General features: G+C 72.2%; 22 protein-coding genes. 13 read left to right on the forward strand and 9 right to left on the reverse strand.

Going from position 1 to position 25948, the window contains the following annotated elements:
• The first annotated feature begins 23 nt into the window (after positions 1-23).
• Positions 24-638, forward strand: a complete 615-nt coding sequence (locus FZN60_RS24515) for a hypothetical protein (RefSeq protein ID WP_158876168.1) — start codon at positions 24-26, stop codon at positions 636-638.
• A gap of 16 nt (positions 639-654) precedes the next feature.
• Here the strand turns inward: FZN60_RS24515 and dnaQ are convergent, their stop codons facing one another.
• The 5 genes from dnaQ to FZN60_RS24540 form a co-directional block, all read right to left on the reverse strand.
• Positions 655-1386, reverse strand: coding sequence for a DNA polymerase III subunit epsilon (gene dnaQ, locus FZN60_RS24520; RefSeq protein WP_158876170.1), 732 nt, complete (start codon positions 1384-1386; stop codon positions 655-657).
• Between the two features lie 146 nt (positions 1387-1532).
• Positions 1533-2153 carry a dephospho-CoA kinase gene (coaE, locus tag FZN60_RS24525; protein ID WP_158876275.1) on the reverse strand — a complete coding sequence of 207 codons (621 nt, stop codon included), beginning with the start codon at positions 2151-2153 and terminating at the stop codon, positions 1533-1535.
• A gap of 14 nt (positions 2154-2167) precedes the next feature.
• A complete protein-coding gene (locus tag FZN60_RS24530; protein ID WP_158876201.1) occupies positions 2168-2713 on the reverse strand; it encodes a hypothetical protein in 546 nt (181 codons plus the stop codon).
• 4 nt (positions 2714-2717) lie between these two features.
• Complete coding sequence (locus FZN60_RS24535; RefSeq protein ID WP_158876203.1) at positions 2718-3701, reverse strand: shikimate dehydrogenase; 984 nt, start codon at positions 3699-3701, stop codon at positions 2718-2720.
• Positions 3694-4293, reverse strand: coding sequence for a Maf-like protein (locus FZN60_RS24540; protein WP_158876205.1), 600 nt, complete (start codon positions 4291-4293; stop codon positions 3694-3696). Before FZN60_RS24540 ends, FZN60_RS24535 begins: the two co-directional genes overlap by 8 nt.
• 584 nt (positions 4294-4877) lie before the next feature.
• On the opposite strand from FZN60_RS24540, the gene hemE reads away from it, so the two are divergent.
• The 3 genes from hemE to FZN60_RS24555 all read left to right on the forward strand — a co-directional run bounded on the left by hemE (position 4878) and on the right by FZN60_RS24555 (position 7416).
• Complete coding sequence (gene hemE / locus FZN60_RS24545) at positions 4878-5900, forward strand: uroporphyrinogen decarboxylase (protein WP_158876207.1); 1023 nt, start codon at positions 4878-4880, stop codon at positions 5898-5900.
• 336 nt (positions 5901-6236) lie between these two features.
• Positions 6237-6764 (forward strand): protoporphyrinogen oxidase HemJ, encoded by a 528-nt coding sequence (gene hemJ / locus FZN60_RS24550; protein ID WP_158876209.1) that lies wholly within the window; start codon positions 6237-6239, stop codon positions 6762-6764.
• Positions 6765-6864: 100 nt separating this feature from the next.
• Positions 6865-7416, forward strand: a complete 552-nt coding sequence (locus FZN60_RS24555) for a gluconokinase (protein WP_246727155.1) — start codon at positions 6865-6867, stop codon at positions 7414-7416.
• Positions 7417-7420: 4 nt separating this feature from the next.
• Here the strand turns inward: FZN60_RS24555 and FZN60_RS24560 are convergent, their stop codons facing one another.
• Positions 7421-8374 carry a nucleoside hydrolase gene (locus FZN60_RS24560; RefSeq protein WP_158876211.1) on the reverse strand — a complete coding sequence of 318 codons (954 nt, stop codon included), beginning with the start codon at positions 8372-8374 and terminating at the stop codon, positions 7421-7423.
• Between the two features lie 273 nt (positions 8375-8647).
• Entirely contained in the window at positions 8648-9241 is a 594-nt protein-coding gene (locus FZN60_RS24565; protein WP_158876213.1) for an FxsA family protein, read from the reverse strand.
• 186 nt (positions 9242-9427) lie between these two features.
• Between FZN60_RS24565 and FZN60_RS24570 the strand changes: the two genes are divergently transcribed.
• The 9 genes from FZN60_RS24570 to FZN60_RS24610 all read left to right on the forward strand — a co-directional run bounded on the left by FZN60_RS24570 (position 9428) and on the right by FZN60_RS24610 (position 19619).
• Complete coding sequence (locus FZN60_RS24570) at positions 9428-10135, forward strand: Tim44/TimA family putative adaptor protein (RefSeq protein WP_158876215.1); 708 nt, start codon at positions 9428-9430, stop codon at positions 10133-10135.
• A gap of 23 nt (positions 10136-10158) precedes the next feature.
• The gene (gene mltA, locus FZN60_RS24575) at positions 10159-11286 is read left to right on the forward strand and encodes a murein transglycosylase A (protein WP_158876217.1); all 1128 of its coding nucleotides are present in this window, start codon (positions 10159-10161) and stop codon (positions 11284-11286) included.
• Positions 11283-11900 carry a Smr/MutS family protein gene (locus FZN60_RS24580; RefSeq protein WP_158876219.1) on the forward strand — a complete coding sequence of 206 codons (618 nt, stop codon included), beginning with the start codon at positions 11283-11285 and terminating at the stop codon, positions 11898-11900. The genes mltA and FZN60_RS24580 overlap by 4 nt, the downstream gene beginning before the upstream one ends.
• Positions 11897-12301: a helix-turn-helix domain-containing protein gene (locus FZN60_RS24585; protein ID WP_158876221.1), complete on the forward strand. Its 405-nt coding sequence runs from the start codon at positions 11897-11899 to the stop codon at positions 12299-12301. The genes FZN60_RS24580 and FZN60_RS24585 overlap by 4 nt, the downstream gene beginning before the upstream one ends.
• A 122-nt stretch (positions 12302-12423) precedes the next feature.
• Complete coding sequence (locus FZN60_RS24590; protein ID WP_158876223.1) at positions 12424-13239, forward strand: class II glutamine amidotransferase; 816 nt, start codon at positions 12424-12426, stop codon at positions 13237-13239.
• Between the two features lie 150 nt (positions 13240-13389).
• Positions 13390-15804: a CHASE domain-containing sensor histidine kinase gene (locus tag FZN60_RS24595; RefSeq protein WP_158876225.1), complete on the forward strand. Its 2415-nt coding sequence runs from the start codon at positions 13390-13392 to the stop codon at positions 15802-15804.
• Between the two features lie 31 nt (positions 15805-15835).
• Entirely contained in the window at positions 15836-16270 is a 435-nt protein-coding gene (locus FZN60_RS24600; protein ID WP_158876279.1) for a response regulator, read from the forward strand.
• Complete coding sequence (locus FZN60_RS24605) at positions 16267-17397, forward strand: sensor histidine kinase (protein ID WP_158876227.1); 1131 nt, start codon at positions 16267-16269, stop codon at positions 17395-17397. The genes FZN60_RS24600 and FZN60_RS24605 overlap by 4 nt, the downstream gene beginning before the upstream one ends.
• A gap of 185 nt (positions 17398-17582) precedes the next feature.
• Positions 17583-19619, forward strand: a complete 2037-nt coding sequence (locus tag FZN60_RS24610) for an NADH:flavin oxidoreductase (RefSeq protein WP_158876229.1) — start codon at positions 17583-17585, stop codon at positions 19617-19619.
• 211 nt (positions 19620-19830) lie between these two features.
• Here the strand turns inward: FZN60_RS24610 and FZN60_RS24615 are convergent, their stop codons facing one another.
• Together FZN60_RS24615 and FZN60_RS24620 are read right to left on the reverse strand one after the other, a co-directional pair.
• Complete coding sequence (locus FZN60_RS24615) at positions 19831-20715, reverse strand: MOSC domain-containing protein (protein WP_158876231.1); 885 nt, start codon at positions 20713-20715, stop codon at positions 19831-19833.
• A 73-nt stretch (positions 20716-20788) separates the two neighbouring features.
• Positions 20789-25801 carry an NAD-glutamate dehydrogenase gene (locus tag FZN60_RS24620; protein WP_158876233.1) on the reverse strand — a complete coding sequence of 1671 codons (5013 nt, stop codon included), beginning with the start codon at positions 25799-25801 and terminating at the stop codon, positions 20789-20791.
• Positions 25802-25948: the final 147 nt, after the last annotated feature.

The raw sequence follows: 25948 nt of genomic DNA on the forward strand, positions 1-25948 counted from the left end.
CGGTGCGCGAGGGGGATCTTTCGATGTCGTCTTCGGCAGCGCGTCGCCGTCTCGCGGCGCTTCTCACCCTCGTCCTGCCCTTGTGCGGCGGGCCGGTTCTCGCCCAGAGCGGCATCAGCCTCAACGAAGGCGACGGGCCCGAGCCCGTCTGCCTGTCCTCGACGCGCTTCGCCGTCGAGGCGCAGTGGCGGGCCGACGACAGCGGATCGGACATCCTGATCCGCGCCGCTGGCCCCGGTGCCCTCCCGCCGGCGGGGGAGCCCTGCCGCTACGAGCCGCGCGCCGGCGACCGGATCCTGTCCAGCCGCTATCCCGACGAGGCGCTCACCGTGAGCGCCCTGTCCGACCGCTTCCTCGTGATGGAGGCGAGCACCGGCCCGCAGAGCCGCCTGATCGTCGCCGACCTCGACGCGGACACGAACGCGCTCGTCGCGGACGACATCGAGATCGAGGCGGTCACGGGCGAGGGGGTCGACTACTGGGCGACGGAGGAGGGCGCCGATCCCAGCGCATGTCCCGACTACGCCGAAACCCTCGCGGCCGGCCTGACGCCGGTGATCGACGCGCGCTGGTTCTTCTCCTTCGCCGCGGGAACGTCCGAGAAGCGCAGCGAAACCCGCTGCTCGGCCGTCCAATAGGCCCGGGAGCGCGCGGCTACTCCGCCGCCTGACGCGTTTCGGCTTCCGGGCGGCCCCAATAGTCCCACCACATCGGCTCGGGCTTCAGCGTCGCGGCGAAGGCGCGGTGGCGCTCGACCGCGTCGGCGTCGAGGCGGGGCTTCAGCGGCACGGGGCGCGGCCCGACGGTGGCGACCGCCGCCTCGCCGTCGCCGCCCTGTCCGTCCTCGTTGCGCTGGACGAGGCCGAGCGCGGCCTGCCGGCCGCCGATCAGCTCGATGTAGACTTCCGCCAGAAGCCAGGAGTCGAGAAGCGCCCCGTGCTTGTCGCGGCGCGAGGTGTCGACGCCGAAGCGCGAGCACAGCGCGTCGAGGGTCGCGGGCGCCATCGGGAACTTGCGACGCGCCATCTGCAGCGTGTCGACGACCACGGCGCCGTCCAGCGTCGGACGGCCGAGCCGCGTCATCTCGGCGTTGAGGAAGCGGATGTCGAAGCTGGCGTTGTGGGCGACGAGCCGGGCGCCGGCGAAGAAGGCCTCGAAGGCCTCCACCACCTCGCCGAAGAGCGGCTTGTCCGCCAGCATCTCGTCGGAGATGCCGTGGATGGCGAGGGCGTCCGGATGGACCTTGCGCCCTTCGGGACGGATGTAGTGGTGGAAGGTCTTGCCGGTCGGGATGCCGTTCCAGAGCTCGACGGCGCCGATCTCGATCACCCGGTCGTGCTCGAATTCGAGGCCGGTGGTTTCGGTGTCGAAGACGATCTCGCGCATGCCGCCCTGCTCCTTCGCCCCGGTTCTGGGCGAAGCGGGGAGCGGGGGCAAGTCTGGCGAAGAAGGCTTAAGGCTTTTCCACGGATGATGCGCCATGTTCCCTCTTCGTTCGCATGGAGCGACCGGCGGGTCAAGGCGGAAAGCGATCATCCTCGTTTGCGATCAGCGGCTTGAGCCGGCGGATCACCGTCCCGATAGCGCGCGACGACCGCGCGCACGGCCTCGCGCGCCGGGTCGAGGCCCCCGCCGGTGTCGATCACGACGCTCGCGCGGGCGCGCTTGTCGGCGTCGGGCATCTGCGCCGCGAGGATGGCGTCGAAGCGCTCCGGCGTCATGCCGGGGCGAGCGAGGACGCGGGCGCGCTGGACCTCGCTCGGGGCGGTGACGACGACGACCGCGTCGCAGCGCGCCTCGCCGCCGGTCTCGAACAGGAGCGGGATGTCGAGGACGGCGAGCGGGTGTCCGGCCTCCCGGGCCGCGGCGAGAAAGGCCTCCTCCTCCTCGCGCACCATGGGATGGACGATCGCCTCGAGGCGGCGGCGCGCCTCCGGGTCGGCGAGAACCGCGCGGGCAAGCGCTTCCCGGTCGACGACGCCGCTTCGCACCGTGCCGGGAAAGGCGGCTTCGACGAGCGGCGCCGCGCGCCCGGCATACAGGCGGTGAACGGCGGCGTCGGCGGAGTAAACGGGAACGCCCTCGGCCTCGAACATGGCCGCGGTGGTGGACTTGCCCATGCCGATCGAGCCGGTGAGGCCGAGAACGATCACGATGCCGGCCCGCATCAGGCGAGCATGGCGAGGACGATGCGCCAGCCGCCGCCGCGCAGCGGCGGTTCGCCCGCCTCGTCGCCGTCGGCGTCCCGCACGCCCTCGTCCTCGTCCTCGTCGTCGCGGTCCTCGGCCGCGCGGATCAGGGCGTAGCGGCACTCGAAGGCGAGCGCCGCCTCGCCGTCCTCGCGCTCCTGGCGCCAGAACAGGACGGCCCAGGCGCTGTCGCCCGAGGCTCGCCAGTCGGTGACGGTGAAGGTCGAGCGGACGATCTCCTCGCCCTCGAACACGTCGAACAGCGCCTCGATGTTCTCGATCAGCTCGTCCGCGTCGTTGAAGACGTTGCCGCGCCCGTTCTGCCAGATCGTCGTGGGATAGGCGAAGCAGTTCGCGACGGCCTCCTCGTCGAAATCGTCGAAGCCGCCGGCATAGCGCTCGAACAGAGCCAGAAGGTCGGGCTCCAGGGGACGGGAGGCGCGGTAGCCGCCGTCATTGGCGGGCGTGGCGTAGGGGTGCGGGTAGGGGTTCGCGGCGCCGGGCCGCTCCGGGGACTCGTCCATGGATCTAAAGACCGCTTTCGATATCGGACACGATGCGGGCGCGGAGCGCGTCCGACACGGCGGGGCGCCGGCCGAACCAACGCTCGAAGCCCGGCACCGCCTGGTGGAGAAGCATGCCGAGGCCGTCCGCCGTCCGGAGGCCGCGGGCGCGCGCCGCCGTCAGGATCGGGGTTTCCAGCGGAACGTAGACGATGTCGGTCACCAGCGCCCCGTCGGGAAGGGCGGCGAGATCCGGCAGCGTCGGGGCGGCGGGGGCGGCGAAGGGCGGCGGCGCGTCCGCCTCCTGCGCGGGCTTCTGGGCGGGCGCCGCCGTGTTGACGAGGAGGTCGGTGCGGGCGAGGAGGCTTTCGCGCGCGTCCTCGCCGTGCGCGCTGGCGCGCGTCCCGAAGCGGTTGGCGAGCTCCTGCGCGCGCGACGGCGTCCGGTTGAGGATCGCGACGTGGCGAACCCCGCGCGAGACCAGCGCGTGGACCACGGCCCGCGCAGCGCCCCCTGCGCCGATCACCGTCGCGAACCGGGCGTCGACCCAGCCGGGCAGGCGGTCGTCGAGGTTGGCCGCGAAGCCGTAGGCATCCGTGTTGCCGCCGACGAGCGTGTCGCCCTCGAACCAGAGCGTGTTCACCGCGCCGATCGCCTCGGCCTCCCCGTCGATCCGCCCCGCGGCGGCGAAGGCGGCGAGCTTGTGCGGCACGGTGACGTTGCCGCCCACCCATTCGCCGGGCCGGAGCCCCGCGAGAAAGGCGTCGATCTCCTCCGGCGGCACGCCGAGGCGGGAATAGGAGCCGGGAAGGCCGAACTCCTTCAGCCAGGTGCCGTGGATCGTCGGCGAGCGCGAATGCCAGACCGGCCAGCCCGTCACGAAGGCGCGCGGCCCCTCGGACGCTGCCCCGTCGCGGGGGGCGAAGATCGAGTTCTCCCCGCGCGGCCGCGCCGCGCCGCTGATGTAAGGAGCGGGCGTCCAGGTCTCGTCGCGGCTCGCGTCAGCCATCGATCGCACCCCGCTCGCGAAGCGCGGCGAGAAGCGGCAGCAGGGGCAGGCCGACGATCGAGAAGAAGTCGCCGTCGATGCGCTCGACGAGCTGGATGCCACGCCCTTCGATCTGATAGGCGCCGACGCTGGTCAGCGCCGCCTCGCCGACGCTCGCCAGATACTCGCCGACAAAGGCCGGGTCGAGCTGGCGGAAGGTGATCGACACGGTCTCGACGTGCCGCCACACGGACACGCCGTCCTCGGCGATCACCGCGGCGCTGTGCAGCCGGTGGGTTTCGCCGGACAGGCGCAGGAGCTGGCGACGCGCGGCTTCCATCGTGTCCGGCTTGTGGAGGACCTCTCCCTTGAAGGAAAGCGTCTGGTCGGCGCCGACAACCACCGCGCCCGGCGCCCCTTCCGAAACGGAGACCGCCTTGGCCTCGGCGAGGATCGCGGCGAGGTCGTCGGGCGACACGCCGGTCTCCTTGAGCGGCGCCTCCATCGCGCGCTCGTCGAGGCTGCTGGCTCGAACCTCGAAGGCGATGCCGGCGGCTTCCAGCATGCGCGCCCGGTGAACGCTCGCCGAAGCGAGCAGGATGGGTCGCGTCATGGGTGTCCTCCTTCGTGTCCCGCATCGATCCGGGTGTCTTCGAGAGATAAACGCGCCGCAGCCGAAAGACCACCGCTTCGCCGCCCGGGGCGCCCGGGGCGCCCGGGGCGCCCGGGGCGCCCGGGGCGGACTCGATTCGCTTGAGCTTCGCAAGCCCCGGCCGGCCTTGTTCTCAGGATTCTCCGGCCACCTGTGGGCAAGACGGGAGAGACAGGGGCAATGCGGCCGGCCGCGCCCGACATGGCGGAAAAGTGACGATTCCCCAACAATGCACGGCCGCGAACGCTTGTATCGGCGTTGTGGAGCGATCTGGGTATCGGCGGGGTCGACGGCCCCTGTCTGACAAGTGTCGTCCCCAGCCTTGTCGGACAAGTCGCGGAGGCCGCAAGCCTTTGACGCGCCGGGCCTCGCCGCCCGGCCGCCCCCGTTGTTGACAGATGGTCCCCGGCGACCTCTATCGCCAAGAGGGGGCGTCGACGCGTTCGGCAAGCCAATGGACGAGCCTGTGGATTCCCGCAATCCACCGACTCTTAGAATCAGAAATCAGATTTTCTAGAATCTCTATTTTAGGGAAGGAACGGCCGATGGCAGAGCGCAGGCTCCTCCGGGTCCTGTCGGGAGAGAGCGTTTCGCCCCCGCCGGTCTGGCTGATGCGGCAGGCGGGGCGCTACCTCCCCGAATATCGCGAGCTCCGGGCGAAGGCCGGCGGCTTCCTCGATCTCTGCTACGATCCCGACCTCGCAACGGAGGTGACGCTCCAGCCGATCCGCCGCTTCGGCTTCGACGCGGCGATCCTGTTCTCCGACATCCTCGTGATCCCGGACGCGCTCCGGCGCGGCGTGCGCTTCGAGGCGGGGGAGGGACCGCGCATGGAGCCGATCGCCCCGCACGAGATCGCCTCGCTCGATCCCTCGGGCGCCGACATGCACCTCGCCCCGGTGATCGCGACGGTGGCGCGCCTGCGCCGCGAGCTGCCGGACGAAACGACGCTGATCGGCTTCTGCGGCGCGCCCTGGACGGTCGCGACCTACATGATCGCCGGGCGCGGAACGCCCGACCAGGCGCCGGCGCGGCTCTTCGGCTATCGCCATCCCGAAGCCATGACCGAGCTCCTGTTCCTTCTCGCCGAGATGAGCGCCGACTACCTCGTGCGCCAGCTCCAGGCGGGGGCGGACTGCGTCCAGATCTTCGACTCCTGGGCGGGCGTCCTCGACGAGGCGAGCTTCGAAGCCTACGCCGTCGCGCCCGTGCGGCGGATCGTCGAGAAGGTGCGCGCGAGCGTGCCGAACGCCCGGATCATCGGCTTTCCCAAGGGTGCCGGCGCGCTCCTGACGAACTATCGCGAGAAGACCGGCGTCGACGCGCTCGGCCTCGACTGGTCGGTGCCGCTGAGCCAGGCGCAGGCGCTTCAGAGCGGCGGCGCCGTCCAGGGCAACCTCGATCCGCTCCGCCTCATCGCCGGCGGCCGCGCCCTCGACGAGGGCGTCGACCGCATCCTGGATGCGCTGGGCAGCGGCCCCCTCGTGTTCAACCTCGGCCACGGCATCACGCCCGACGCGCCGATCGCGCACGTCGAAGCGCTGCTGCGGCGGGTGCGCGGGGGCTGACGGGCACCGACGGGGCAGGACGTGGCGCTCGCCCCTCGCCCGCCGGCGGGGGAGCGCGGCGCGAAGCGGGCCGGGTGAAGGTGTCGGCCGCGGGAGCGGCCTGCAAAGAACCGTCGACGTCGCGTTCCGGAGGAACCACCCTCATCCCGCTGCCGGGACCGTCTCCCGCCAGCGGGAGACGGGAGAAGCGTCGATGCCGCGCTTGAGCGGCCGGAGAGTGGGGATCACGGGCAAATCGTCCGTCCCGGCGCTTATCCGCTCGCCGCGCCATTGCCTTCCCCGACCGACAGGCTAGACCGGTTCCAAGCATTCAACCCTTCCGCGTCCGGGATCCCCATGAGCCGCACCGCCTCCCCTTCCGCCAAGCCGGACCGTTCCGGGATGATCCTCGGCGTCGTGCTCCTGGTGCTCGCCGTCGGCCTGTTCCTGACCCCGGTCGAGGCGCAGCTCTGGGTGAAGTCTCTGCACATCCTGGCGGTGATCGCCTGGATGGCGGGCATGCTCTACCTGCCGCGGCTCTTCGTCTACCATGCCGGCACCCGGCCGGGCTCGGCCGAGAGCGAGCTGTTCAAGGTCATGGAGCGCCGCCTCCTCAAGGCGATCATCAACCCGGCCATGGCGGTCACCTGGCTCGCCGGGCTCTGGCTCGCCTGGAACGTCTTCGCCTTCCAGGGCGGCTGGCTCCACGCCAAGATCTTCCTCGTCCTCCTCCTGTCGGGCCTCCACGGCTACCTCTCGGCCTCGCTGAAGCGCTTCGCCCGCGACGAGCGCTCCAAGCCCTCCCGGCACTGGCGCATCGTCAACGAAGTGCCGACCGTCCTGCTCGTCCTGATCGTGATCCTGGTGGTGGTGAAGCCCTTCTGAGGCTGGCCTCGCGGACGTTTCGTCGGCCAAGGACTTGAGATCCGGGCCGGCGCGCCAACTTCTCGGGCAGACAACGGGACGCGTTTTCGAGGGACCCCGCATGGCGGACGACACGGGCAGGGGCGGTATCGGGCGCACGGCGATCGTGGTGATGGGCCCGTCCGGGGTCGGCAAGACCACCACCGCCAAGCTCCTGTCGGAGCGCCTGGGCTGGCGCTTCGCCGAAGCCGACGAGTTCCACCCCCAGGCCAACATCGACAAGATGAAGGCCGGCGTCCCGCTCGAGGATGCCGATCGCTGGCCCTGGCTGGACACCATCCGCGACTGGATCGCCGCGCGCGGAGCGGAGGGCGAAAACGTCGTCGTCACATGCTCGGCGTTGAAGCGCAGCTATCGCGACGTCCTGACGGGTGCCGAGGGGGTGCGAGTGCGCTTCCTTCAGCTCGAGGGCGAGGTCGGCCTCGTCGAGACGCGCATGAAGGCGCGGCGCCACCACTACATGCCGCCCTCGCTTCTCGCCTCGCAGTTCTCGACGCTGGAGCCGCTGCAGCTGGGCGAGGACGGCGTCGCCGTGTCGGTCGACACCAGTCCCGACGCGGTCGCCGACCACGCATTGGCGGCGCTGGGGCTCCAAGCCCCGGCGAAGAGCTGAGGGGTCAGTCTCCGGCGATCGTCCGCTCGATGGCGGACAGGACGCCCTCCGCCTCGACGCCGAGGCAGACCGTCTGGCTCGGACGGTCGTCCCACGCGCTCGGCGGAAAGACCGTTCCGTCCGGCTTCTGGATGGTCATGCCCGCGGCGAGCCCCTCGCAGGCGACGCGCACGGCGCCGCGGCGGGTGCGGAACAGCGCGGGGTCGGTGAGGGCGACGCAGGCCGTCGCGTCGTGGACCACCATCCCGTCGGGAATACGGGTCTCGTAGAAGCGGATGTAGTCCTGGCTGAGGTCGCGCACGAGCCGGGCCGCCTCGCCGCCGGTTTGCGCCAGAGCGTCGAGCCTCGCACGCGTCATCACCACGGGAACGGTCGCGTCGAGCCCGACGATCGTCACCGGCCAGTCGGCGCCGAAGACGAGGTCGGCCGCTTCCGGATCGCCGTGGATGTTGGCTTCGGCGGCGGGCGTGACGTTGCCCGGTCCCGCGAAGACGCCGCCCATGACGACCACGCCGCGGGCGAGCCCGGCGATCTCCGGCGCCTCGCGAAGCGCGAGGGCGAGGTTCGTCAGGCGCCCGACGGCGACGAGGGTGATCGCGCCGGGACGCGCGCGCAGCGTGTCCGCGATGAAGCGGTGCGCGGGGCGGGGATCGGGCGCGCGGGCGGGGGCGGCGACGTCGATGTCGCCGAGGCCGTTCTCGCCGTGGATGAAGGTCGGAAAGCGGCCCGCGGGGCGGCGGGTGTCGAAGCACTCGCCCGCGCCGCGCGCGACCGGCGCCGCGATGCCCCATCGCTCGGCGAGAAACAGCGCGTTGCGCGTCGTCAGCTCGATCGGGGCGTTGCCGAAGACGGTGGTGATCCCGGCGAGCTCCACGTCGCGGTGGCGGTGGAGGTAGAGGAGGGCGAGGGCGTCGTCGACGCCGGGATCGGTGTCGAAGATGACGGCGTGTTCGGCCATGGGCTCGGCTCCTTCGGGGAAAACGCGCGTGCCAGGCAGGCCTGGCACGTCCGGCGCAGCCTTAGAGCGTCTAACAGAACCTCGCGGGGTCGGTCTGGCGGGTCTTTGCCGCCACCACGTCGTCGCCGATGCTCGCCTATGCGCTGCATAGGCTGCGCTCGGCTCCTAGCGGTGACGTCAAATCCCTCGCCAGCCCTCCGCCCGGTGGTTCTGTTAGACGCTCTTAAGCCCGCCGAGCCGGTTTCCCGCAAGGGGCGGCGCGCGCCCGGCGCGTCAATGAAGGGTGCGCGGTCCCGGGGTCGGATCGTCCTCGCCCGGCGCCGGCAGCGGCTTCGACGGGTCGTGCCCGTTGGCGTGCCAGGGGGAGGCCGGATCGCCGCGCCGCTCGAAATCGGCGGCGCCGAGGTCGACGACGTCCGGCCGGGGCCGCATCGCGCCCTCGCGGCCGAAGCCCGGCCGGGGACCCGCGCCCATGCCGCCGCGCCAGACGCCCCGCTCGGAGGACGCGACCACCACGATGCGCTGCTTCAGGAGCCGCCAGGCGAGGTCGCGCACCGGCGGCAGGAACAGGAGAAGGCCGACGACGTCGGAGATGAAGCCCGGCAGGATCAGGAGGAAGCCCGCCACCGCGATCATCAGCCCGTGAACGAGCTCGCGGCCCGGCAGGCCACCGGCGCGGGTCTCCTCCTGGATCCGGCGCAGCGTGCCGAGGCCCTGCTGGCGCAGCAGCAGCGCGCCGAGAAAGGCCGAGGCGAGGATCAGGCCCAGCGTCGGCCAGAGACCGATGGCGTTGCCGACCAGGATGAAGCCGGCGATCTCGGCGATCGGCATCAGCAGGAAGAGGAACGGGATGAAAGCTCGGGACATGGGCGGATCGGAACCTTTGCTCGATGCCCGCGCTTTGATCGCGGGGCCGGTGGGCGCCGGCGACCGCAAAAAAGCCGGGATGCTTCCACCGGAGATAGGAAGCGCAACGCGCCGTTTGAATGCTGCGCCCGGCACCTCTATATGAAGCCCGTTCGACAGGTTGCAGACTTTGGCGCAAGGGGCGTGATGAGCTTCGGGACGATCTTCTTCATTGTTTTGGCGGTGATCGTCCTGTTCCAGCTCCGGAGCGTGCTTGGGCGGCGCACCGGCCACGAGCGTCCGCCCTTCGATCCCTTCTCCCGCCCGGACAAGGCCGCGGCGCCCGCATCCGAGCAGAACGGCAACGTGGTGACGCTGCCCGGCCGCCGCACCGAGGCGCGGCCCGAGGAAGCGCCCGCGACCTACGCCTCGATCGACGCCGTCGCCGCGCCGGGCACCGCGCTCAACGCCGACCTGCGCCGCATCCGGGACGCCGATCCGGGCTTCGATGCCAAGGAATTCCTCGGCGGCGTGAAAATCGCTTATGAAATGATCGTGACCGGCTTCGCCGACGGCGATCGCAAGCTTTTGAAGAACCTCCTGTCGTCGGAGGTCTACCAGGGCTTCGACTCGGCGATCGCCGAGCGCGAGAACCGCGGCGAGCGGATGCAGTCCTCCTTCGTCGGCATCGACGACGCGACGATCGTCGCCGCCGAGATGAAGGAGCGCGAGGCGCTCGTCACCGTGCGCATCGTCTCGCAGCTGATCTCGGCCGTGCTGAAGTCCAACGGCGAGGTCGTCGACGGCGATCCGGAGACCGTGGTCGAGGTGCGCGACGTGTGGACCTTCGCCCGCGACACGCGCTCGCGCGATCCCAACTGGAAGCTCGTCGAGACCGAGTCCGAGGACGACTGAGCGCGGGCGAGGAGGGCGCGGCCATGACGGCTCCCCCCGTCTCCTGCGAGCGGCGGCGCTTCCCCGACCTTCCCGGCTGGTTCGGCGAGCCGCACCTTGCCCCCGCCTTCGCCGCCTTTCGCCGGAGCGCGCCGCGCTTCCTGTCGGGTGATGCCAGGAGCGGCACGCTCGGCGTTTCCGCCGACAGCTTCCGCGAGGCGGCCGAGGCCTCGCTCGCGGCGCGCGAAAGGATCGAGGAGGCCGAGGCGCGCGCCTTCTTCGAGCGCTTCTTCGTGCCCCTGGCGATCCGGCCCGGCCCGAACGCGCGCGGCGGCCGCGGCTTTCTCACTGGCTATTACGAGCCAGTAGTGCCCGCCTCGCCGGTGCGCACGGCCGAGTTCCAGACGCCCCTCTACGCGCCGCCGGACGACCTCGTGAAGGTCGACGACGAGACGCGGCCGGACGGGCTCGATCCCTCTTTCCGCTTCGCCCGCCGCCGGTCCGACGGCCAGCTCGACGAACATCCCGACCGAGGCGCGATCACCGACGGCGCGCTCGACGGGCGGGGCCTCGAGATCGCCTGGCTCGCCGATCCCGTCGACGCCTTCTTCATCCACGTCCAAGGCTCGGCCCGGCTCGAATATCCGGACGGGCGGCGCCCGCGCGTCACCTACGCCGCCAAGACCGGCCATCCCTTCACCGCCATCGGCCGCATCCTCGTCGAGGAGGGCGAGCTGCGGCTGGAGGACGCCGACATGGACGGGATCCGCCGCTGGCTCGCCGCCCATCCGGCCCGGGTCGACGCGCTCCTGCGGCGCAACCGCTCCTTCATCTTCTTCCGCGAAGCGCCGGTCGAGGACGAGCAGCTCGGCCCCGTCGCTGCGGCCAAGGTGCCGCTCGAGCCGCTCGCCTCGATCGCCGTCGACCGCGAGCTCCACACCTTCGGGGTGCCGGTCTTCGTCGGCACCGACGCGCTCGGCATCGAGGGCGCGCCCTTCCGGCGCCTGACGGTCGCGCAGGACACGGGATCGGCGATCCTCGGCCCGGCCCGCGCCGACCTGTTCGTCGGCTCGGGGCGCGAGGCCGGGAGCCTTGCCGGCCGGGTGCGTCACGCCGCCGACTTCGCCCTTCTCGTGCCGGAGCCGCTCGCGGCCGCCCTGACGCGGCCATGAAGCGCCGGCGCAATCGCCCGCTGTCGTCGGAGGAGTCGCAGCTCTGGGCCGCCATCCAGCGCTCGGTGACCCCCCTGAAGAGCCGCGCCTCGCGCGCCCCGGCGCTTCATCCGCCCGCGCCCGCCGAACCGCCGCTCCCGCTCCCGCCCCTGGCTGTGCCGGTCGCGTCGGTCCGCCGCGAGGCGCCGCCGCCTCGGCTCCCGCCGCGGCCCGCGTTCCTGCCGCCCTATGTGCCGCCGGTCGACGCGCCGAAGCCCGACAAGGCGCTCGCGCTCCATCCGATCGAGCGGCCGGTGGTGCGCAAGCTCGGGCGCGGGCGCATCGAGATCGACGGGCGCATCGACCTCCACGACATGACGCAAGGGGCGGCGCACGACGCGCTGCTCGGGTTCCTCCGGCGCGCGCAGGTCTCGGGGCTGCGCCACGTCCTCGTCGTCACCGGCAAGGCGGGCGAAGGGCCGGACGGGCGCGGCGTCATCCGCCGCTCGGTGCCGCACTGGTTCGCCAAGGCCGACTTCACCCCCTTCGTCGCGGGCTACGAGTCCGCCGAGCGGCGCCACGGCGGCGCCGGCGCGCTCTATGTCCGCCTTCGCCGCAAGGGAGCGCCGCGGTGACACCCTTCGGCGAGCGGGTGCGCGAGCTGCGCCGCGAGCGTGGGGTGACGCAAGGGCAGATGGCGGCCGCGCTCGGCGTTTCCTCCGCCTATCTCTCGGCGCTGGAGCACGGCCGGCGCGGGCGCCCGACCTGGCAGCTCCTCCAGCGCATCATCGGTTTCCTGAACGTCATCTGGGACGATGCCGAGGAGCTGGAGCGCCTCGCCGAATTGTCCCATCCGCGCGCGCGCATCGACACGTCCGGCCTCAGCCCGAAGGCGACCGCGCTTGCCAATCGCTTGGCCGAGGTCATCGCGATCCTGTCTCCCGACGAGCTCGACGCCGTGAAGGACCGCCTCGACGCGGTGGCCGAGATCGCCGAGGCGCGCCAGCGCGCGGCACGCAAGCGGAACCGGGGATAGGCGTCCGCTCGCGGGCGCCGCGGGTCAGCCCCGCGCCAGCGCGCCGCGCGATGCTCGACGGCTGTTGCCGGCGCGGGGTGACGAACCCGTCCCGCGGCGGACCGCAACCGAGATCAGACGACATGTGCCGCTTCCTCGCCTATGCCGGTGCGCCGGTGTTCCTGGACTCGCTGCTCGTGCGGCCCAACGGTCTCATCGCCCAGTCCCTCGCCGCCCGTCAGGCACGCACCGTCGTCAACGGCGACGGCTGCGGCGTCGGCTGGTATGCCGAGCGGCCCGAGCCTGGCCTTTATCGCGGTATCCTGCCGGCCTGGTCGGACGCCAACCTCGCCTCGCTCTGCCGCCAGATCCGCTCCGGCCTGTTCTTCGCCCACGTGCGCGCGGCGACCAGCGGCGAGGTGTCCGCCGGCAACTGCCATCCCTTCGCGGTCGGGCGGAACCTCTTCATGCACAACGGCCAGATCGGCGCCTATGCCGGTGCCGCGGTGCGGCGCGGCCTGGAAGCGATGATCCCCGACGCGCTCTATCCCCACCGGCGCGGCACGACGGACTCCGAGGCGATCTTTCTGGCCGCCCTCGGCCGCGGCCTGGAGACCGATCCCGCCGCCGCCTTCGCCGCGACCTTGAGCGAGATCCTGGCGCTCCACGATCCGGCGGTTCTCGCCGACTATCCCGTGCGCTTCGCCGCCGTGCATTCGGACGGGGAGGCCGTCCACGCCTTCCGCTGGTCGAGCGACGAGGCGCCGCCCTCGCTGTGGCTGGCGGCCACCGCCGACGAGGCGGGCCTCGTGATCGCCTCCGAGCCCTGCGACGAGGCGGGGCTGGAATGGACGGCCGTGCCGCCCTCGGCGGTCCTCAGCCTCAAGCCCGGCCGCGGCGCGCTGTTGTCGGCCTTCGACGTCGTTGCGCCCGCCCGGGGCGGACGCCGCGCGGCCTGACGCGGCCGGGGAGGTTCCCCGCGGCCCATTGACACGCCTTGCGTTTCGCCTCAATCGGGGCGAGGCGCCGCCGCCGGGCTCGACCCGCGGCCGGCCCTGCGGGAGCATGAGGCTCCGCCCATCGTCGCAACGAGGCCGACCGCTCGCACCATGGACCGCAACCGGCCCGCTTCGCCCTCCCTTGCCCGGCCCGGCTTCCTTCGCGCCTATGCCTATCCCGCCCTTGTCGGGCTCGTCGGGCTCGCCGCGACGGCGACGGTGACCTGGGCCTTCCATGCTACCAGCGAGGCGCGCGACGCCGAGCGCTTCCAGCGCCTGATCGACCAGCGGGTCGAGGAGACCGAGAACCGCCTCGAGACCTACGTGGCGCTGCTGCGCGCCACGGCCGGCTTCTTCGCCGGCAATCCCCAAGCCTCCAACCGCGCGGCCTTCCGCGCCTATGTCGGCCGTTTGAACGTCGGCGAGTATTATTCGGGCGTCCAGGGCATCGGCTTCGTCGAGGCGATCGCCCCCGGCGAGGTCGGTGCGGTGGAAGCGCGGCTGCGGGCGGACGGCGCCGACGGCTTCGCGCTGCGCCCGCCGGGTCCCCGCGACGCCTATTCCGCCATCACCCTCATCGAGCCGATGGACCGGCGCAACCAGGCCGCGCTCGGCTTCGACATGTACAGCGAGGCGACCCGCCGCACCGCCATGGCGCGGGCGCGGGACGAGGGCGCCGCCGCCTTGTCGGGCCGCGTCCAGCTCGTCCAGGAGATCGACCCGGACAAGCAGCCGGGCTTCCTGATCTTCGTGCCGGTCTATCGCGGCGGCGGCGTGCCCGAAGCGGTGGAGGAGCGGCGCGCCGCGCTTGTCGGCTGGGCCTACGCGCCCTTCCGCGCGACCGACCTCTTCACCCGCGACTTCTTCGCCGACATCGTCATGGACGCCTCCGAGATCCGCGTCGGCGTCTACGACGGCGCGGCCGTCGATCCCGCCTCGCTCCTGTTCGACACGGCGGCGGTCGGCTTGTCGCCGGCGGCCGAGGACGCGAGCGATCTCGTGGGCAGCCGCACGACCACGATCGCCGGGCATCCCTGGACCTTCCGCTTCGAAACCGAGCCGGGCTTCGCGCTCGGCTCGAACCGCGGCCTCGTGCCCTATCTCGGCGGCCTCGGGCTCCTCGCGACGCTCGTCCTCACCGCCGGCGCCGCGGCCCAGGCCCGCGCCCGCCACCAGGCCGAGGCCGCGCGCCTCGCGCTGCAGGGCGAAACCGAGCGGCTGGAGCGGCTGAACGCTGTCGGCGCGCATCTCGCCTCCGAACTCAATTCCGAGAAGCTCGGCGCCGCCGTGGTCGAGGCGGCGACGGCGCTGACCGGCGCGGCCTACGGCGCCCTGTTCGAGCGCGTGCCGGCCGGGCAGGACGGCAGTCTGGACGACGCCTGGCACCTGTCGAGCCTGACCGGCGCCCCGCGCGAGGCCTTCGCCCGCTTCGCCCCGACCTTCGCCGGCGAGGGGCCGGTGCGGGCCGACGACGTGGCCGCCGATCCGCGCTTCGGCTCGCATGGCGGCCTGCTGAAGGGGCACCTGCCGGTGCGCTCCTATCTCGCCGTGCCCGTGGTCGCGGCCTCCGGCGAGCGGCTCGGCGCGCTGCTGTTCGGCCATCCCGAGCCCGGCCGCTTCACGCTGCGCGAGGAGCGCCTCGCCGCCGGCATCGCTGGTCAGGCGGCGGTCGCGCTCGACAATGCCCGCCTCTTCGGCGCGGTCCAACGCGAGGTCGCCGAGCGCCGGCGCGCGGAAGAGGAGCTGACCGAGTCCAACGACGAGCTGCAGCGCTACGCCTACATCGTGTCCCACGATCTGCGCGCGCCGCTCGTCAACGTCATGGGCTTCACCGGCGTCCTGGAAGAAGCGCAGAGCGACATGCGCGCCGCGCTGAAGGACCATCCGGACGCGGCCCGCATCGACGAGGACATGAGCGAGGCGCTCGGCTTCATCAAGGCGGCGATCACCAAGATGGAAGGGCTGATCGCGGCGATCCTCAAGCTCTCGCGCGAGGGCCGGCGGACCTTCCGGCCCGAGCCGCTCGACATGGACGCGCTGATGACCGGCCTCGCCGCCGCCCAGCGCCACCAGTTCGACGCGGCGGGCGCCACGGTCGAGATCGCGCCCGGCCTGCCCTCGATCGAGGCCGACCGCCTCGCCGTCGAGCAGATCTTCGCTAACCTCCTCGACAACGCGCTGAAGTACCGCTCCGAGGAGCGCCCGCCCGAGGTCCGGATCGAGGCGCATGTCGACGCGCGCGACCGCGCCGTCTTCACCGTGACCGACAACGGCCGCGGCATCGCCCCCCAGGACCACCGCCGCATCTTCGAGCTGTTCCGCCGCTCCGGCAAGCAGGACAAGCCGGGCGAGGGCATCGGCCTTGCCCACGTGAAGGCGCTGGTGCGCGTCCTCGGCGGGCGGATCACGGTCTCGTCCGAGCTCGGCCGGGGCACGCGCTTCACCATCGCCCTGCCGCGCAAGGCAGCCGGGCTCGCCTCGGCGAGCGGCGCCTCCGCCCTAGATGGCGCACGCGATGCAGCCTGAAACAAGAACCGAGAACAAGGGGGCGACGCCCATGCATCCCGTGTCGATCGTGATGATCGAGGACGACGAGGGCCATGCCCGCCTCATCGAGCGCAACATCCGCCGGGCCGGCGTCAACAACGACATCGTCCCCTTCGCCAACGGCACGGACGCGCTGCGCTATCTCCTGGGCGAAGACGGCACCGGCGAGGCGAGCGCGCGGCGCCACCTCCTGATCCTCCTCGACCTCAACCTGCCGGACATGACCGGGATTTCGATCCTGGAAGCGATCAAGGCGAACCCGCACACCAAGCGCTCGCCCGTGGTGGTGCTGACCACCACCGACGACGCGCGCGAGATCCAGCGCTGCTACGATCTCGGCGCCAACGTCTACATCACCAAGCCGGTGAACTACGACGGCTTCTCCCACGCCATCCGCCAGCTCGGCCTGTTCTTTTCCGTGATGCAGGTGCCCGAGACGCCATGATCGCCGAGCCGCGCAACGCCGACGAGCCCGACGCGGCGGGAGCCCCGGCTCCCGCCGGGGCCGCCGGCGTGCGCGTGCTCTACGTCGACGACGATGTCGGACTCGCCCGCCTCGTCGCGCGGGCGCTCGCCGGGCGGGGCTTCTGCGTCGAGCATGCGGCGAGCGGCGCCGAGGGGCTGGAGCGCCTGAGCCGCGGCGGCATCGACGTCGTCGCGCTCGACCATCACATGCCAGGCGAGACCGGGCTCGATGTCCTTCCTGCGATCCGGGCGCTGCCCGATGCGCCGCCGGTGATCTACGTCACGGGCTCGGAGGACAGCCGCGTCGCGGTCGCCGCGCTGAAGGCGGGGGCGGCGGACTACGTCTGGAAGGACGTCGGCGGGCACTTCCGCGAGCTCCTGGCGGAGGCCGTGTCGACCGCGATCGCCGGCGAGCGGCTGCGCCTCGCCAAGATCGAGGCCGAGCGCGAGAGCCGGGCGGCGCGCGAGCGGGCCGAGATGATGCTGCGCGAGGTCAACCACCGCGTCGCCAATTCGCTCGCCCTCGTCGCCTCGCTCGTGTCGCTCCAGCAGAAGGCCGTCGCCGCCGACACCGACCCGATCGCCGCGCGCGACGCGCTTCTCGAAACGCAGCAGCGCATCACCGCCATCGCGCAGGTCCACCGTCGCCTCTACACCTCGCAGGACGTGTCCGCCGTCGAGATGGACAGCTACCTCGCCGGGCTCGTCGAGGAGCTGGACGCGGCGATGCGCTCCGGCGGACGCGGCCGGGCCCAGCTCGTGCGGCTGGAGGCCGATCCCGGCATCCGCGTGACGCCCGACAAGGCGGTCGCCGCGGGCGTCGTCGTCACGGAGCTCGTCACCAACGCCCACAAATACGCCTATCCCGAGGGATCGGCGGGCGGCGAGATCCGCGTCCTGTGCCGCCGCGCCGATGGCGGCGGCGACGATGCGCGGGTGCTTCTCGCCGTCGAGGACGACGGCATCGGCTGGTCCGGCACGGGGCCCGCGCGCGGCACGGGTCTGGGCACCCGCATCCTGCGCGCCATGGCCGCGACCCTCCAGTCCAGCCTCGACTACGACACCGCCGCCTCCGGCACCCGCGTCTCGCTCGTCTTCGAGGCGTGACACCGCCGCGGGGCGCAGACACGTGCTCCGGCACCGCATGAACGGGCCGGCCTGAGGCGGCGTCGCCCCGGGAAAGGGAAACGTCGCCGCCGGGCGAGCCGACAACCCGGGCGAGCTGGACGATGGGCTCCGCGGCGGTGCACCCTTCCGCATCCAGGCCCTCTCCTCCGATCGGCGCGCTTTCCATGTCCAACGACCCGCTGCTCCAGCCCTTTCGGCTTCGTCACGTCACCTTCCGCAACCGGCTGATGTCGACGGCGCACGAGCCGGCCTTCACGGAGGACGGCCTGCCGAAGGCGCGCTACCGGCTCTATCACGCGGAAAAAGCCAAGGGCGGCATCGGGCTCACCATGATCGGCGGGTCGGCCGTGGTGTCGCCCGACAGCCCGCAGGCCTTCGGCAACATCCTCCTCTACAAGGACGAGAGCGTGCGCTGGCTCGCCGAGCTCGCCGACGACGTCCACGAGAAGGGCGCGGCGGTGATGATCCAGATCACCCATCTCGGCCGGCGCACCAACTGGAACAAGGGCGACTGGCTCCCCGTCCTGTCGGCCTCCGCCACGAAGGAGCCCGCCCACCGCGCCTCGGCCAAGGCCATGGAGGACTGGGACATCGAGCGGGTGATCGCCGACTATGCCGAGGCCGCGGCCAAGGTGAACGCGGCCGGGCTCGACGGGCTGGAGGTCGAGGCCTACGGCCACCTCCTCGACCAGTTCTGGTCGCCTTTGACCAACAAGCGCGACGACGAGTACGGGGGGAGCCTGGAGAACCGGATGCGCTTCTCCATGCGCGTCCTCGAGGCGATCCGCGAGCGCACCGGGCCGGACTTCCTTCTCGGTGCGCGCATGGTCTGCGACGAGGACCTGAAGGGCGGTATCGACAAGGCGGAAGGACTGGAGATCGCCCGGCGGCTCAAGGCCTCCGGCCTCATCGACTTCGTCAACGTCATCCGCGGCCACATCGACACGGAAGAGGGGCTCTCGCACGTCATTCCCGGCATGGGCGCGCGCTCCGGCCCCCATCTCGACTTCGCCGGCGAGGTGCGGGCGCAGACGCAGGTCGCGACCTTTCACGCCGCGCGCATCCAGGACGTCGCCACCGCCCGCCACGCCATCGAGACCGGCAAGCTGGACATGGTCGGCATGACCCGCGCCCACATGGCCGACCCGCACATCGCCGCCAAGATCGCGGCGGGCGAGGAGCACCGCATCCGCCCCTGCGTCGGCATGGGCTACTGCATCGACTCGATCTACAGCGGCCAGGCGGTCTGCATCCACAATCCCGCGACGGGCCGCGAGGCGACGATCCCGCACGTCGTGGAACCGGGCACGGGGCCGGCGAAGACCGCCGTCGTCGTTGGCGCAGGACCGGGCGGTCTCGAGGCGGCGCGGGTGCTGGCGAGCCGCGGGCACAAGGTCACGGTGCTGGAAGCGGCGGCGGAAGCCGGCGGGCAGGTGCGCATCGCCGCCGGCCTCAAGCGCCGGCGCGAGATCCTCGGCATCGTCGACTGGCGCCTCGCCGAATGCGAGCGGCTCGGCGTCGCGTTCCGCTTCAACACCTATGCGGAGGCCGACGACGTCCTGGCGCTCGCCCCAGACATCGTGGTGGTGGCGACCGGCGGCCTGCCGGACACCGGCTTCCTGGAGGAGGGCGAGGACCTCGCGCTGACAGGCTGGGACGTCTTGTCCGGGGCTGCGCGCGCGGAAGGCGACGTCCTCCTCTACGACGACAACGGCGCCCATCCCGGCATGACGGCGGCCGAGTTCGTGGCGGAGAGCGGGGCCCGGCTCGAGATCGTGACGCCTGAGCGCACGCTCGCCCCCGATGTCGGCGGCACGAGCTTTCCCGCTTACTTTCGCGCCTTCGGCAAGGCCGACGCCGCGGTGACGCTGAACCTTCGCCTGACGGGCCTCAAGCGCGAGGGCAACCGGCTCGTCGCCCGCTTCCACGACGAGTACGGACGGCGCGAGGTGGAGAAGCGCGCCGACCGCGTCGTGGTGGAGGCCGGCACCGTGCCGCTCGACGATCTCTACTTCGCCCTGAAGCCGCTCTCGACCAATCGCGGCGCGGTGGACATGGCCGCGATGATCGAGGGCCGGCGCCAGGACGTGCGCACCGAGCCCGAGGGCCGCTTCCAGCTCTTCCGCATCGGCGACGCCGTGGCGGGCCGCAACATCCACGCCGCCATCTTCGACGCGCTGCGGCTGTTGAAAGACCTCTAGGAGACGCGCCTCTACCGGCGGGGAAAGGGGCGCCTTCCCTCTCCCGCCGGCGGGAGAGGGAGGCCGGCGAAGGCCGGCCGGGTGAGGGTGTCGGCCGCCACGCGGCAAGCAGACGACTTGCGCCGCACTCTTCCCGAACCGCCCTCATCCGCCTGCCGGCACCTTCTCCCGCCAGCGGGAGACGGGAGCAGCGTCGTGGTTGCGCCTGAACTCAGGCGCTGCGCGGCTGGCGCAGCGGCCAGCCGGCCTCGCGGCGTTCGATCACCTCGACGGGGTCACCGACGCGCAGCGTCGCACCGGCCTCGCGCGGGACGGCGTTCCAGCCGAACAGGACGCCGGGAACGCGGCGATCGCCGGAGAAGCGGGTCTGGCGCAGCGCCTCGATCGGCTGCGGACCGTCGAAGACGCCGCGGTTCTGGTCGACGGTGGTCACCGTGCAGCGCGCGCAGGGCTTCACGAGGTCGAACACGGCCTCGCCGACGCGGATCGTCGCCCACTCATCCTCCGCCCAGGCGCCGCCCTCCGCATCGTCCACCACGAGGTTGGGGCGGAAGCGGCTCATCGGCACGGCCTCGCCGCCGGCAGAGACGATCGTCCGGTTGAGGGCGCGCAGCGAGTCGGTCGTGGCGACGAGGAGCGGGAAGCCGTCGGCGAAGGATACCGTGCCGCCTGCCGGGGACCAGTCGCGGTTGACGCCGCGCGCATCCGTCACGTCCATGTAGGCGAGGCGCAGGGGCCGGCCGAACCAGCGCGACAGGGCGGCGTTGGACGCCTCGTCGGCGAGGGCCGCGTCGACCTCCGATTCCCAGACGAAGACGCGCCCGCGCGCCGAACCGTCGGGCGTCGGCACGAAGCGCTCGCCGCCGTCCGGATCCGCCTCGTGGCCGTGCATGGACAGGTGCAGCCCGTCCGCGTCCGGCTGCACGTCGAGAAGGGCGAGCGCCGGCATCTCGCGCTGCGTGACGAACTCGCCGGCTTCGTCCACCACCATCCAGCGCCGGTCGCCGGCAAGGCCCTGGGGCTCCAGCCGGGCCGCCTGGGGGGACAGGCCGCGGCCACCCTTGACGGGATAGATATGGATCGCGCCGAGCTTCATCGCGCCCTCTTTGCTGAACGGGACCGGGCGAGACCTAGCCGAAGCCGGCCCCGCCCGTCGAGAGCATCAAGCCTCAGCCGGCCGACAGGTCGGACAGGAGCCCCGCCGCCACGGTGAGGCGCGAGACCGAGGCTTCGCCGCCGCCGGCGAGCGCGGCGATCTGGGCGATCACCTGGGCGACGCGCGGTCCCTGCGCCGCCGACCAGGCTTCCGCGGGGTTGTCGGCCTCCGGATGGGCCGAAAGCGCCGCGACGGCGAGGCGCCGGCGGGCACCGGCGAACTCGGCGCCGGCACGGGCGAGCGCCAGGGACTCGTAGTAGTCCGTCGGCCGCAGGCTCGCGAGCGCCCCTTCTAGCCGGCCGATGCGGAAGTGGCGGGTGACCGTGAAGTAGCCGGACACCGTGCGCTCCAGAGGCACGCCCGTTTCACGTGAAACGGCCGCGATGTCGGGCAGGAGCGCCAGGAGCGGAAGGAGCGCGAGATCGCGGGCGAGGTCGTCCGGCGCGCCCTTCTCCCTGATCGAGGCTTCGCGCTCGGCGAACTCGCCCTGCGCGCGCTCGGTGGCGAGCTCCGGCAGGCGGTCGCCGACGCTGTGCCGCACCGCCCGCAGCGACTCCACCACCGGCCCGATCCCGCCCTCGAAGCGCTCGTTGCGCACGAACCAGCGCGTCAGGCGGCGCAGGAAGGCGGTCAGCGCCTCGTAGAACTCGTTCTGCGCGCCGCCGTCGATCCGCCCGTCGAGCGCGTCGATCCGGGCCTTCAGTGCGCCGGCGTCGAAGCCGTCCGTGGCGGCGACGAAGGCGCGCACGATACCCCCGGGCGCCACGCCCGACGCGTCGCGCAGCTCGGTGACGAAGGTCGGGCCCAACCGATTCACCGCCTCGTTGGCGAGCTGGGTGCAGACGATCTCGCGGGCGAGGCGATGATTGTCGATCTCGGCGGCGAAGCGCTGGCGCATCGGGCCGGGGAAGTAGGCGTGGAGCCGGCCGGCGAGATAGGGATCCTGGCCGAGGTCCGAGGCGACGAGCGCGTCGAAGAGCTCGATCTTCGAATAGGCCAGGAGGACGCCGATCTCCGGCCGGGTGAGCCCGCGCCCCGCGCCGCGCCGCTCGGCGAGCACCGCGTCGGAGGGCAGGGCTTCGAGGTCGCGCTTCAAGCGGCCGGTTTCCTCCAGCGCGGTCATGAAGCGGCCCTGCAGGGGCAGCGCCGCCGCGCCGGCCCGCTCCTCGACCGAAATCGCGAGGGTCTGCTCGTAATTGTTGGTGAGAACCAGCCGGGCGACCTCGTCGGTCATGTCCTTGAGAAGCGCGTCGCGCTCGGGGCGGTCGACGAGGCCCGCCTCCAGCGGCGCCTTGAAGGCGATCTTGATGTTCACCTCGACGTCGGAGGTGTTGACGCCGGCCGAGTTGTCGATGGCGTCCGAATTGATCCGGCCGCCGGCCCGCGCGAACTCGATGCGGCCCTTCTGGGTGACGCCGAGGTTCGCCCCCTCGCCGACGATCTTGGCGCGGAGCTCGCGCCCGGTGACGCGCAAGCCGTCGTTGGCGCGGTCGCCGACCTCGGCGTTAGCTTCGCCGGAGGCCCGGACATAGGTGCCGATGCCGCCGAACCAGAGGAGGTCGACCGGGCTCTTGAGGATCGCCGTGATGATCTCGGTCGGCGCCGCGGACTTCGCTCCCGTCCAGCCGATGGCGGCGGCCGCCTCGGGGGTGAGACGCACCTCCTTCTCGCGGCGCGACACGATCATCGCGCCCGCCGAGAGCTTCGAGCGGTCGTAGTCCTGCCAGCTGGAGCGGGGGAGGGCGAACAAGCGCTTGCGCTCGACGAAGGAGGTCGCGGCGTCCGGATCGGGGTCGATGAAGATGTCGCGGTGATCGAAGGCGGCGAGGAGGCGCGTTTGGTCGGACAGCAGCATGCCGTTGCCGAAGACGTCGCCCGACATGTCGCCGCAGCCGGCCACCGTGAAGGGCTCGCGCTGGATGTCGCGGCCGATCTCGCGGAAGTGGCGCTTCACCGCTTCCCAGGCGCCGCGGGCGGTGATGCCCATGGCCTTGTGGTCGTAGCCCGCCGAGCCGCCGGAGGCGAAGGCGTCGTCGAGCCAGAAGCCGCGCGCCTGCGCGATGGCGTTGGCCGTGTCGGAGAAGGTCGCCGTGCCCTTGTCGGCGGCGACCACGAAGTAGGGATCGTCGCCGTCGTGGCGGGCGACCAGCGCCGGCGGCTCGACGTGCGCGCCCTCGATGTCGTCGGTGACGGAAAGGAGCGAGTCGACGAAGACGATGTAGGCGGCGCGCCCGGCCTTCGCCCAGGCCTCGCGGTCGGCGGCCGGGTCGGGCAGGCGCTTGGGATAGAAGCCGCCCTTGGCGCCGACCGGCACGATCACGGCGTTCTTCACCTGCTGCGCCTTCACGAGGCCGAGGATCTCGGTCCGGTAGTCCTCGCGCCGGTCCGACCAGCGAAGGCCGCCGCGGGCGACCGCCCCGAACCGGAGATGCACGCCCTCGACGCGCCCGTCGAAGACGAAGATCTCGCGGTAGGGCACGGGCTCGGGCAGACCCTCGATGAGGGCGGGGTCGAGCTTGAAGGCGAGCGCCGGGTCGACGCGGCCGGGCTCGGAGTTCTCGTCGGTGGACAGGCCCGACACGGCGTAGAAGTTGGTGCGCAGCGTCGCGAGGATCGCGCCGGCGAAGCGGCGGATCGCCCGGTCGTCGTCGAGGCTGTCGACGGCGTCGAGCGCCTCGAGGATCGCGGCGTAGGGCGCCTGCGCCCCGCGCTTGGCGGCCACCGCGCGGAAGCGCTCCTCGGGCTCGACCGACGCCTCGTCGCCGGGGCGGCTCTCGTCGCGGGTTTCGGCCAGCGCCGGGTTCAGCGAGGCGTCGAAGAGCTGCCAGAGCAGCCTGGCGATGGCCGGATTGCGCCGCAGCGCCCCGCCCAGCGCCTCGAAGGAGGCGCCGCCGCCCGCGGCCTGGCGCAGGTAGCGGGCATAGGCGCGAAGGACGTTGGCCTGCGCGACCGTGAAGCCGGCCTCCAGCACGAGCGCGTTGAAGAGGTCGTTCTCGACCCGCCCCGCCCAGACGGCGGCGAAGGTTTCCTCCAGCCGCACCCCGGCATCTTCCAGCGGGATGGCGCCGCCGCCGGGCAGCGTCAGCGCCATCTCGTGGAGGTAGACCTCCGAGCGGTCCGGGCGGCGGATGGCGTGGGTGCGCTCGGCGATCACGGAGAAGCCCATGTTCTCCAGGACCGGCACCCGGCGCGACAGCACCACGGGCTCGCCGAGATGGTCGATCTTCAGGCCCACCACGTGGTCGGGCAGCCCCTCGCGGCGGAAGAAGTCGAGGCCGAGCGGCGAGGCGCTGTCGAGGCTCGCGATCGTCGCCACGTCGCCGACGGCCTCGACGAGAGGCATCTCCTCGCGATAGCTCGCCGGCAGGCCGGGCAGGATGCGCGCCAGATCCGGATCGGCACGCGCCGCGCGCAGGGCCGCGAGGAAGGCGTCGTCGAAGGTGCGCGCGAGTTCCGCGATGCGGGTCTCGAGATCCGACACGTCGACGTCGGGCGTCGGTCCGCCGCGCCGCCCGACGATGAAGTGGACGCGGGCGAGGAAGCCTTCGGGGAAGGCGGGGTAGTAGGCCGAGACGTGGCCGTCATAGGCTTCGGCGAGGAGCGCGCCGATGCGCTCGCGCAGGCGCGAGTCGTAGCGGTCGCGCGGCACGAAGACGAGAAGCGAGACGAAGCGGTCGAACTTGTCGATGCGGGCGAGGACGCGCGTCCGCGGCCGCTCGCCGAGCGTCACGATCTCGGAGGAGAAGCGCTCCAGGCGCTCGACGTCGATCTGGAAGAGGTCGTCGCGCGGATAGGATTCGAGGGCGTTGAGGAGGGCTTTCGCCGAATGCGAGCCGGGACGCAGCCCCGAGCGCGCGATCACGGTGTTGGCCTTCAGCCGGAGATAGGGGATCTCCAGGATCGAGCGGTTGTAGGCCGAGGAGGAGAAGAGGCCGACGAGGCGCATCTCGCCCGACAGGCGGCCGCCTTCGCCCTCGAAGAGCTTGACGCCGACATAGTCCATGTAGGCGCGGCGGTGGACCACCGAGCGCATGTTCGCCTTGGTGACGATGATCGGCGCGGGCGCTTCCAGGAAGGCGCGGATCTCCGGCGTCGTCACGAGAGGCCGCCCGTCGCGGCGCAGGACGTTGACGCTCGGATCGGCGAGGATGCCGAGGCCCCCTTCCTCGCGGCGCCGCAGCGCCTCCTCGCCGCCGTCCGGCACGTAGTCGTATTCGCGGATGCCGAGGAAGATGAAGTTGTCGTCGCGCAGCCATTCCAGGAGCCGGGCGGCTTCTTCGAGGTCGGCGCGCGAGGGCGCGCCCTCGACCTCGCCGGCAAGGCTCGCGGCTCTGGCGCGGATCGCCTCGACGGCGCGGCTGACGCGCTCGCGCATCGGGCCGTAGCCCTCGTTGGCGAGGCGCACCTGGGCGAGGATCGAGGCGAGGCGCTCGGCGAGCCCGTCGGCGCCCGCGCCCTCCGGCAGGTCGATGGCGAGCTGGATCAGGCTGACGCGGCTTCCCGCGGCGGAGGCGGCCGCGGCCGTCTCGGCGTCGGAGGCGTGGCTCGCCGAGAAGGTCGCCAGGAGCCCGGTCTCGTCGCGCGCGGCGTCGAGGATGGGGTGCGAGACGAAATGCACCACGCTCGCGGCCTCGGCGATCTCGGCGGTGACGCTGTCGAACAGGAAGGCCATGTCGTCGTTGGCGACGGTGACGAGGCCGAGGGTGCCGCCGCCCGGGCCCATGCCCTCCAGCCGCTCCACCGCGATCACCGGCTCGCCCGGCCGCTGGCGGGTGAGGACGCTCGCCGCCGCGCGGGCGGCACGCGCCAGCGTCGAGGCCGCGAAGGGCGCCAGATCCTCGGCGGGCGGGCGCGAGAACAGGAGGGGCGCGAGGAGGGCGGCCGCCTCGCCCGCCTCGAACTCGGCGAGAACCGCGCGAAGGATCGCCGCCTTGCTCGGCGCGTCGCCGGCACCACCGCCCGTGCCGTCGCCCCCCGGTGCCTGTTCCCGTACCGATCCGACGTCGTGCTGGCGGTTGGTGTCCATGCTGGCTCCTCCGGTTTCACGTCGCCGCTTCTTCGGCGTGACGCGGCGGTGATAAGGGCGCGCCGCGACGTCCGTGTGGCGACAAGGGATCGCTTGCCCGGCCCTGCGAGCGCAAGCCCCGAGCCGCTGCGCCGGTTCCCGGCTGGC

It is taken from the genome of Antarcticirhabdus aurantiaca (assembly GCF_009765365.1).
In the GTDB taxonomy this organism is placed as follows: domain Bacteria; phylum Pseudomonadota; class Alphaproteobacteria; order Rhizobiales; family Rhizobiaceae; genus Antarcticirhabdus; species Antarcticirhabdus aurantiaca.

Excerpts from the sequence above, each read along its gene's own strand:
- FZN60_RS24515 (WP_158876168.1), top strand. The coding sequence starts at position 24 with ATGTCGTCTTCGGCAGCGCGTCGCCGTCTCGCGGCGCTTCTCACCCTC.
- dnaQ (WP_158876170.1), bottom strand. The coding sequence starts at position 1,386 with ATGCGCGAGATCGTCTTCGACACCGAAACCACCGGCCTCGAATTCGAG.
- FZN60_RS24530 (WP_158876201.1), bottom strand. The coding sequence starts at position 2,713 with ATGGACGAGTCCCCGGAGCGGCCCGGCGCCGCGAACCCCTACCCGCAC.
- FZN60_RS24535 (WP_158876203.1), bottom strand. The coding sequence starts at position 3,701 with ATGGCTGACGCGAGCCGCGACGAGACCTGGACGCCCGCTCCTTACATC.
- FZN60_RS24540 (WP_158876205.1), bottom strand. The coding sequence starts at position 4,293 with ATGACGCGACCCATCCTGCTCGCTTCGGCGAGCGTTCACCGGGCGCGC.
- hemE (WP_158876207.1), top strand. The coding sequence starts at position 4,878 with ATGGCAGAGCGCAGGCTCCTCCGGGTCCTGTCGGGAGAGAGCGTTTCG.
- hemJ (WP_158876209.1), top strand. The coding sequence starts at position 6,237 with ATGAGCCGCACCGCCTCCCCTTCCGCCAAGCCGGACCGTTCCGGGATG.
- FZN60_RS24555 (WP_246727155.1), top strand. The coding sequence starts at position 6,865 with ATGGCGGACGACACGGGCAGGGGCGGTATCGGGCGCACGGCGATCGTG.
- FZN60_RS24560 (WP_158876211.1), bottom strand. The coding sequence starts at position 8,374 with ATGGCCGAACACGCCGTCATCTTCGACACCGATCCCGGCGTCGACGAC.
- FZN60_RS24565 (WP_158876213.1), bottom strand. The coding sequence starts at position 9,241 with ATGTCCCGAGCTTTCATCCCGTTCCTCTTCCTGCTGATGCCGATCGCC.
- FZN60_RS24570 (WP_158876215.1), top strand. The coding sequence starts at position 9,428 with ATGAGCTTCGGGACGATCTTCTTCATTGTTTTGGCGGTGATCGTCCTG.
- mltA (WP_158876217.1), top strand. The coding sequence starts at position 10,159 with ATGACGGCTCCCCCCGTCTCCTGCGAGCGGCGGCGCTTCCCCGACCTT.
- FZN60_RS24580 (WP_158876219.1), top strand. The coding sequence starts at position 11,283 with ATGAAGCGCCGGCGCAATCGCCCGCTGTCGTCGGAGGAGTCGCAGCTC.
- FZN60_RS24590 (WP_158876223.1), top strand. The coding sequence starts at position 12,424 with ATGTGCCGCTTCCTCGCCTATGCCGGTGCGCCGGTGTTCCTGGACTCG.
- FZN60_RS24595 (WP_158876225.1), top strand. The coding sequence starts at position 13,390 with ATGGACCGCAACCGGCCCGCTTCGCCCTCCCTTGCCCGGCCCGGCTTC.
- FZN60_RS24600 (WP_158876279.1), top strand. The coding sequence starts at position 15,836 with ATGCATCCCGTGTCGATCGTGATGATCGAGGACGACGAGGGCCATGCC.
- FZN60_RS24605 (WP_158876227.1), top strand. The coding sequence starts at position 16,267 with ATGATCGCCGAGCCGCGCAACGCCGACGAGCCCGACGCGGCGGGAGCC.
- FZN60_RS24610 (WP_158876229.1), top strand. The coding sequence starts at position 17,583 with ATGTCCAACGACCCGCTGCTCCAGCCCTTTCGGCTTCGTCACGTCACC.
- FZN60_RS24615 (WP_158876231.1), bottom strand. The coding sequence starts at position 20,715 with ATGAAGCTCGGCGCGATCCATATCTATCCCGTCAAGGGTGGCCGCGGC.
- FZN60_RS24620 (WP_158876233.1), bottom strand. The coding sequence starts at position 25,801 with ATGGACACCAACCGCCAGCACGACGTCGGATCGGTACGGGAACAGGCA.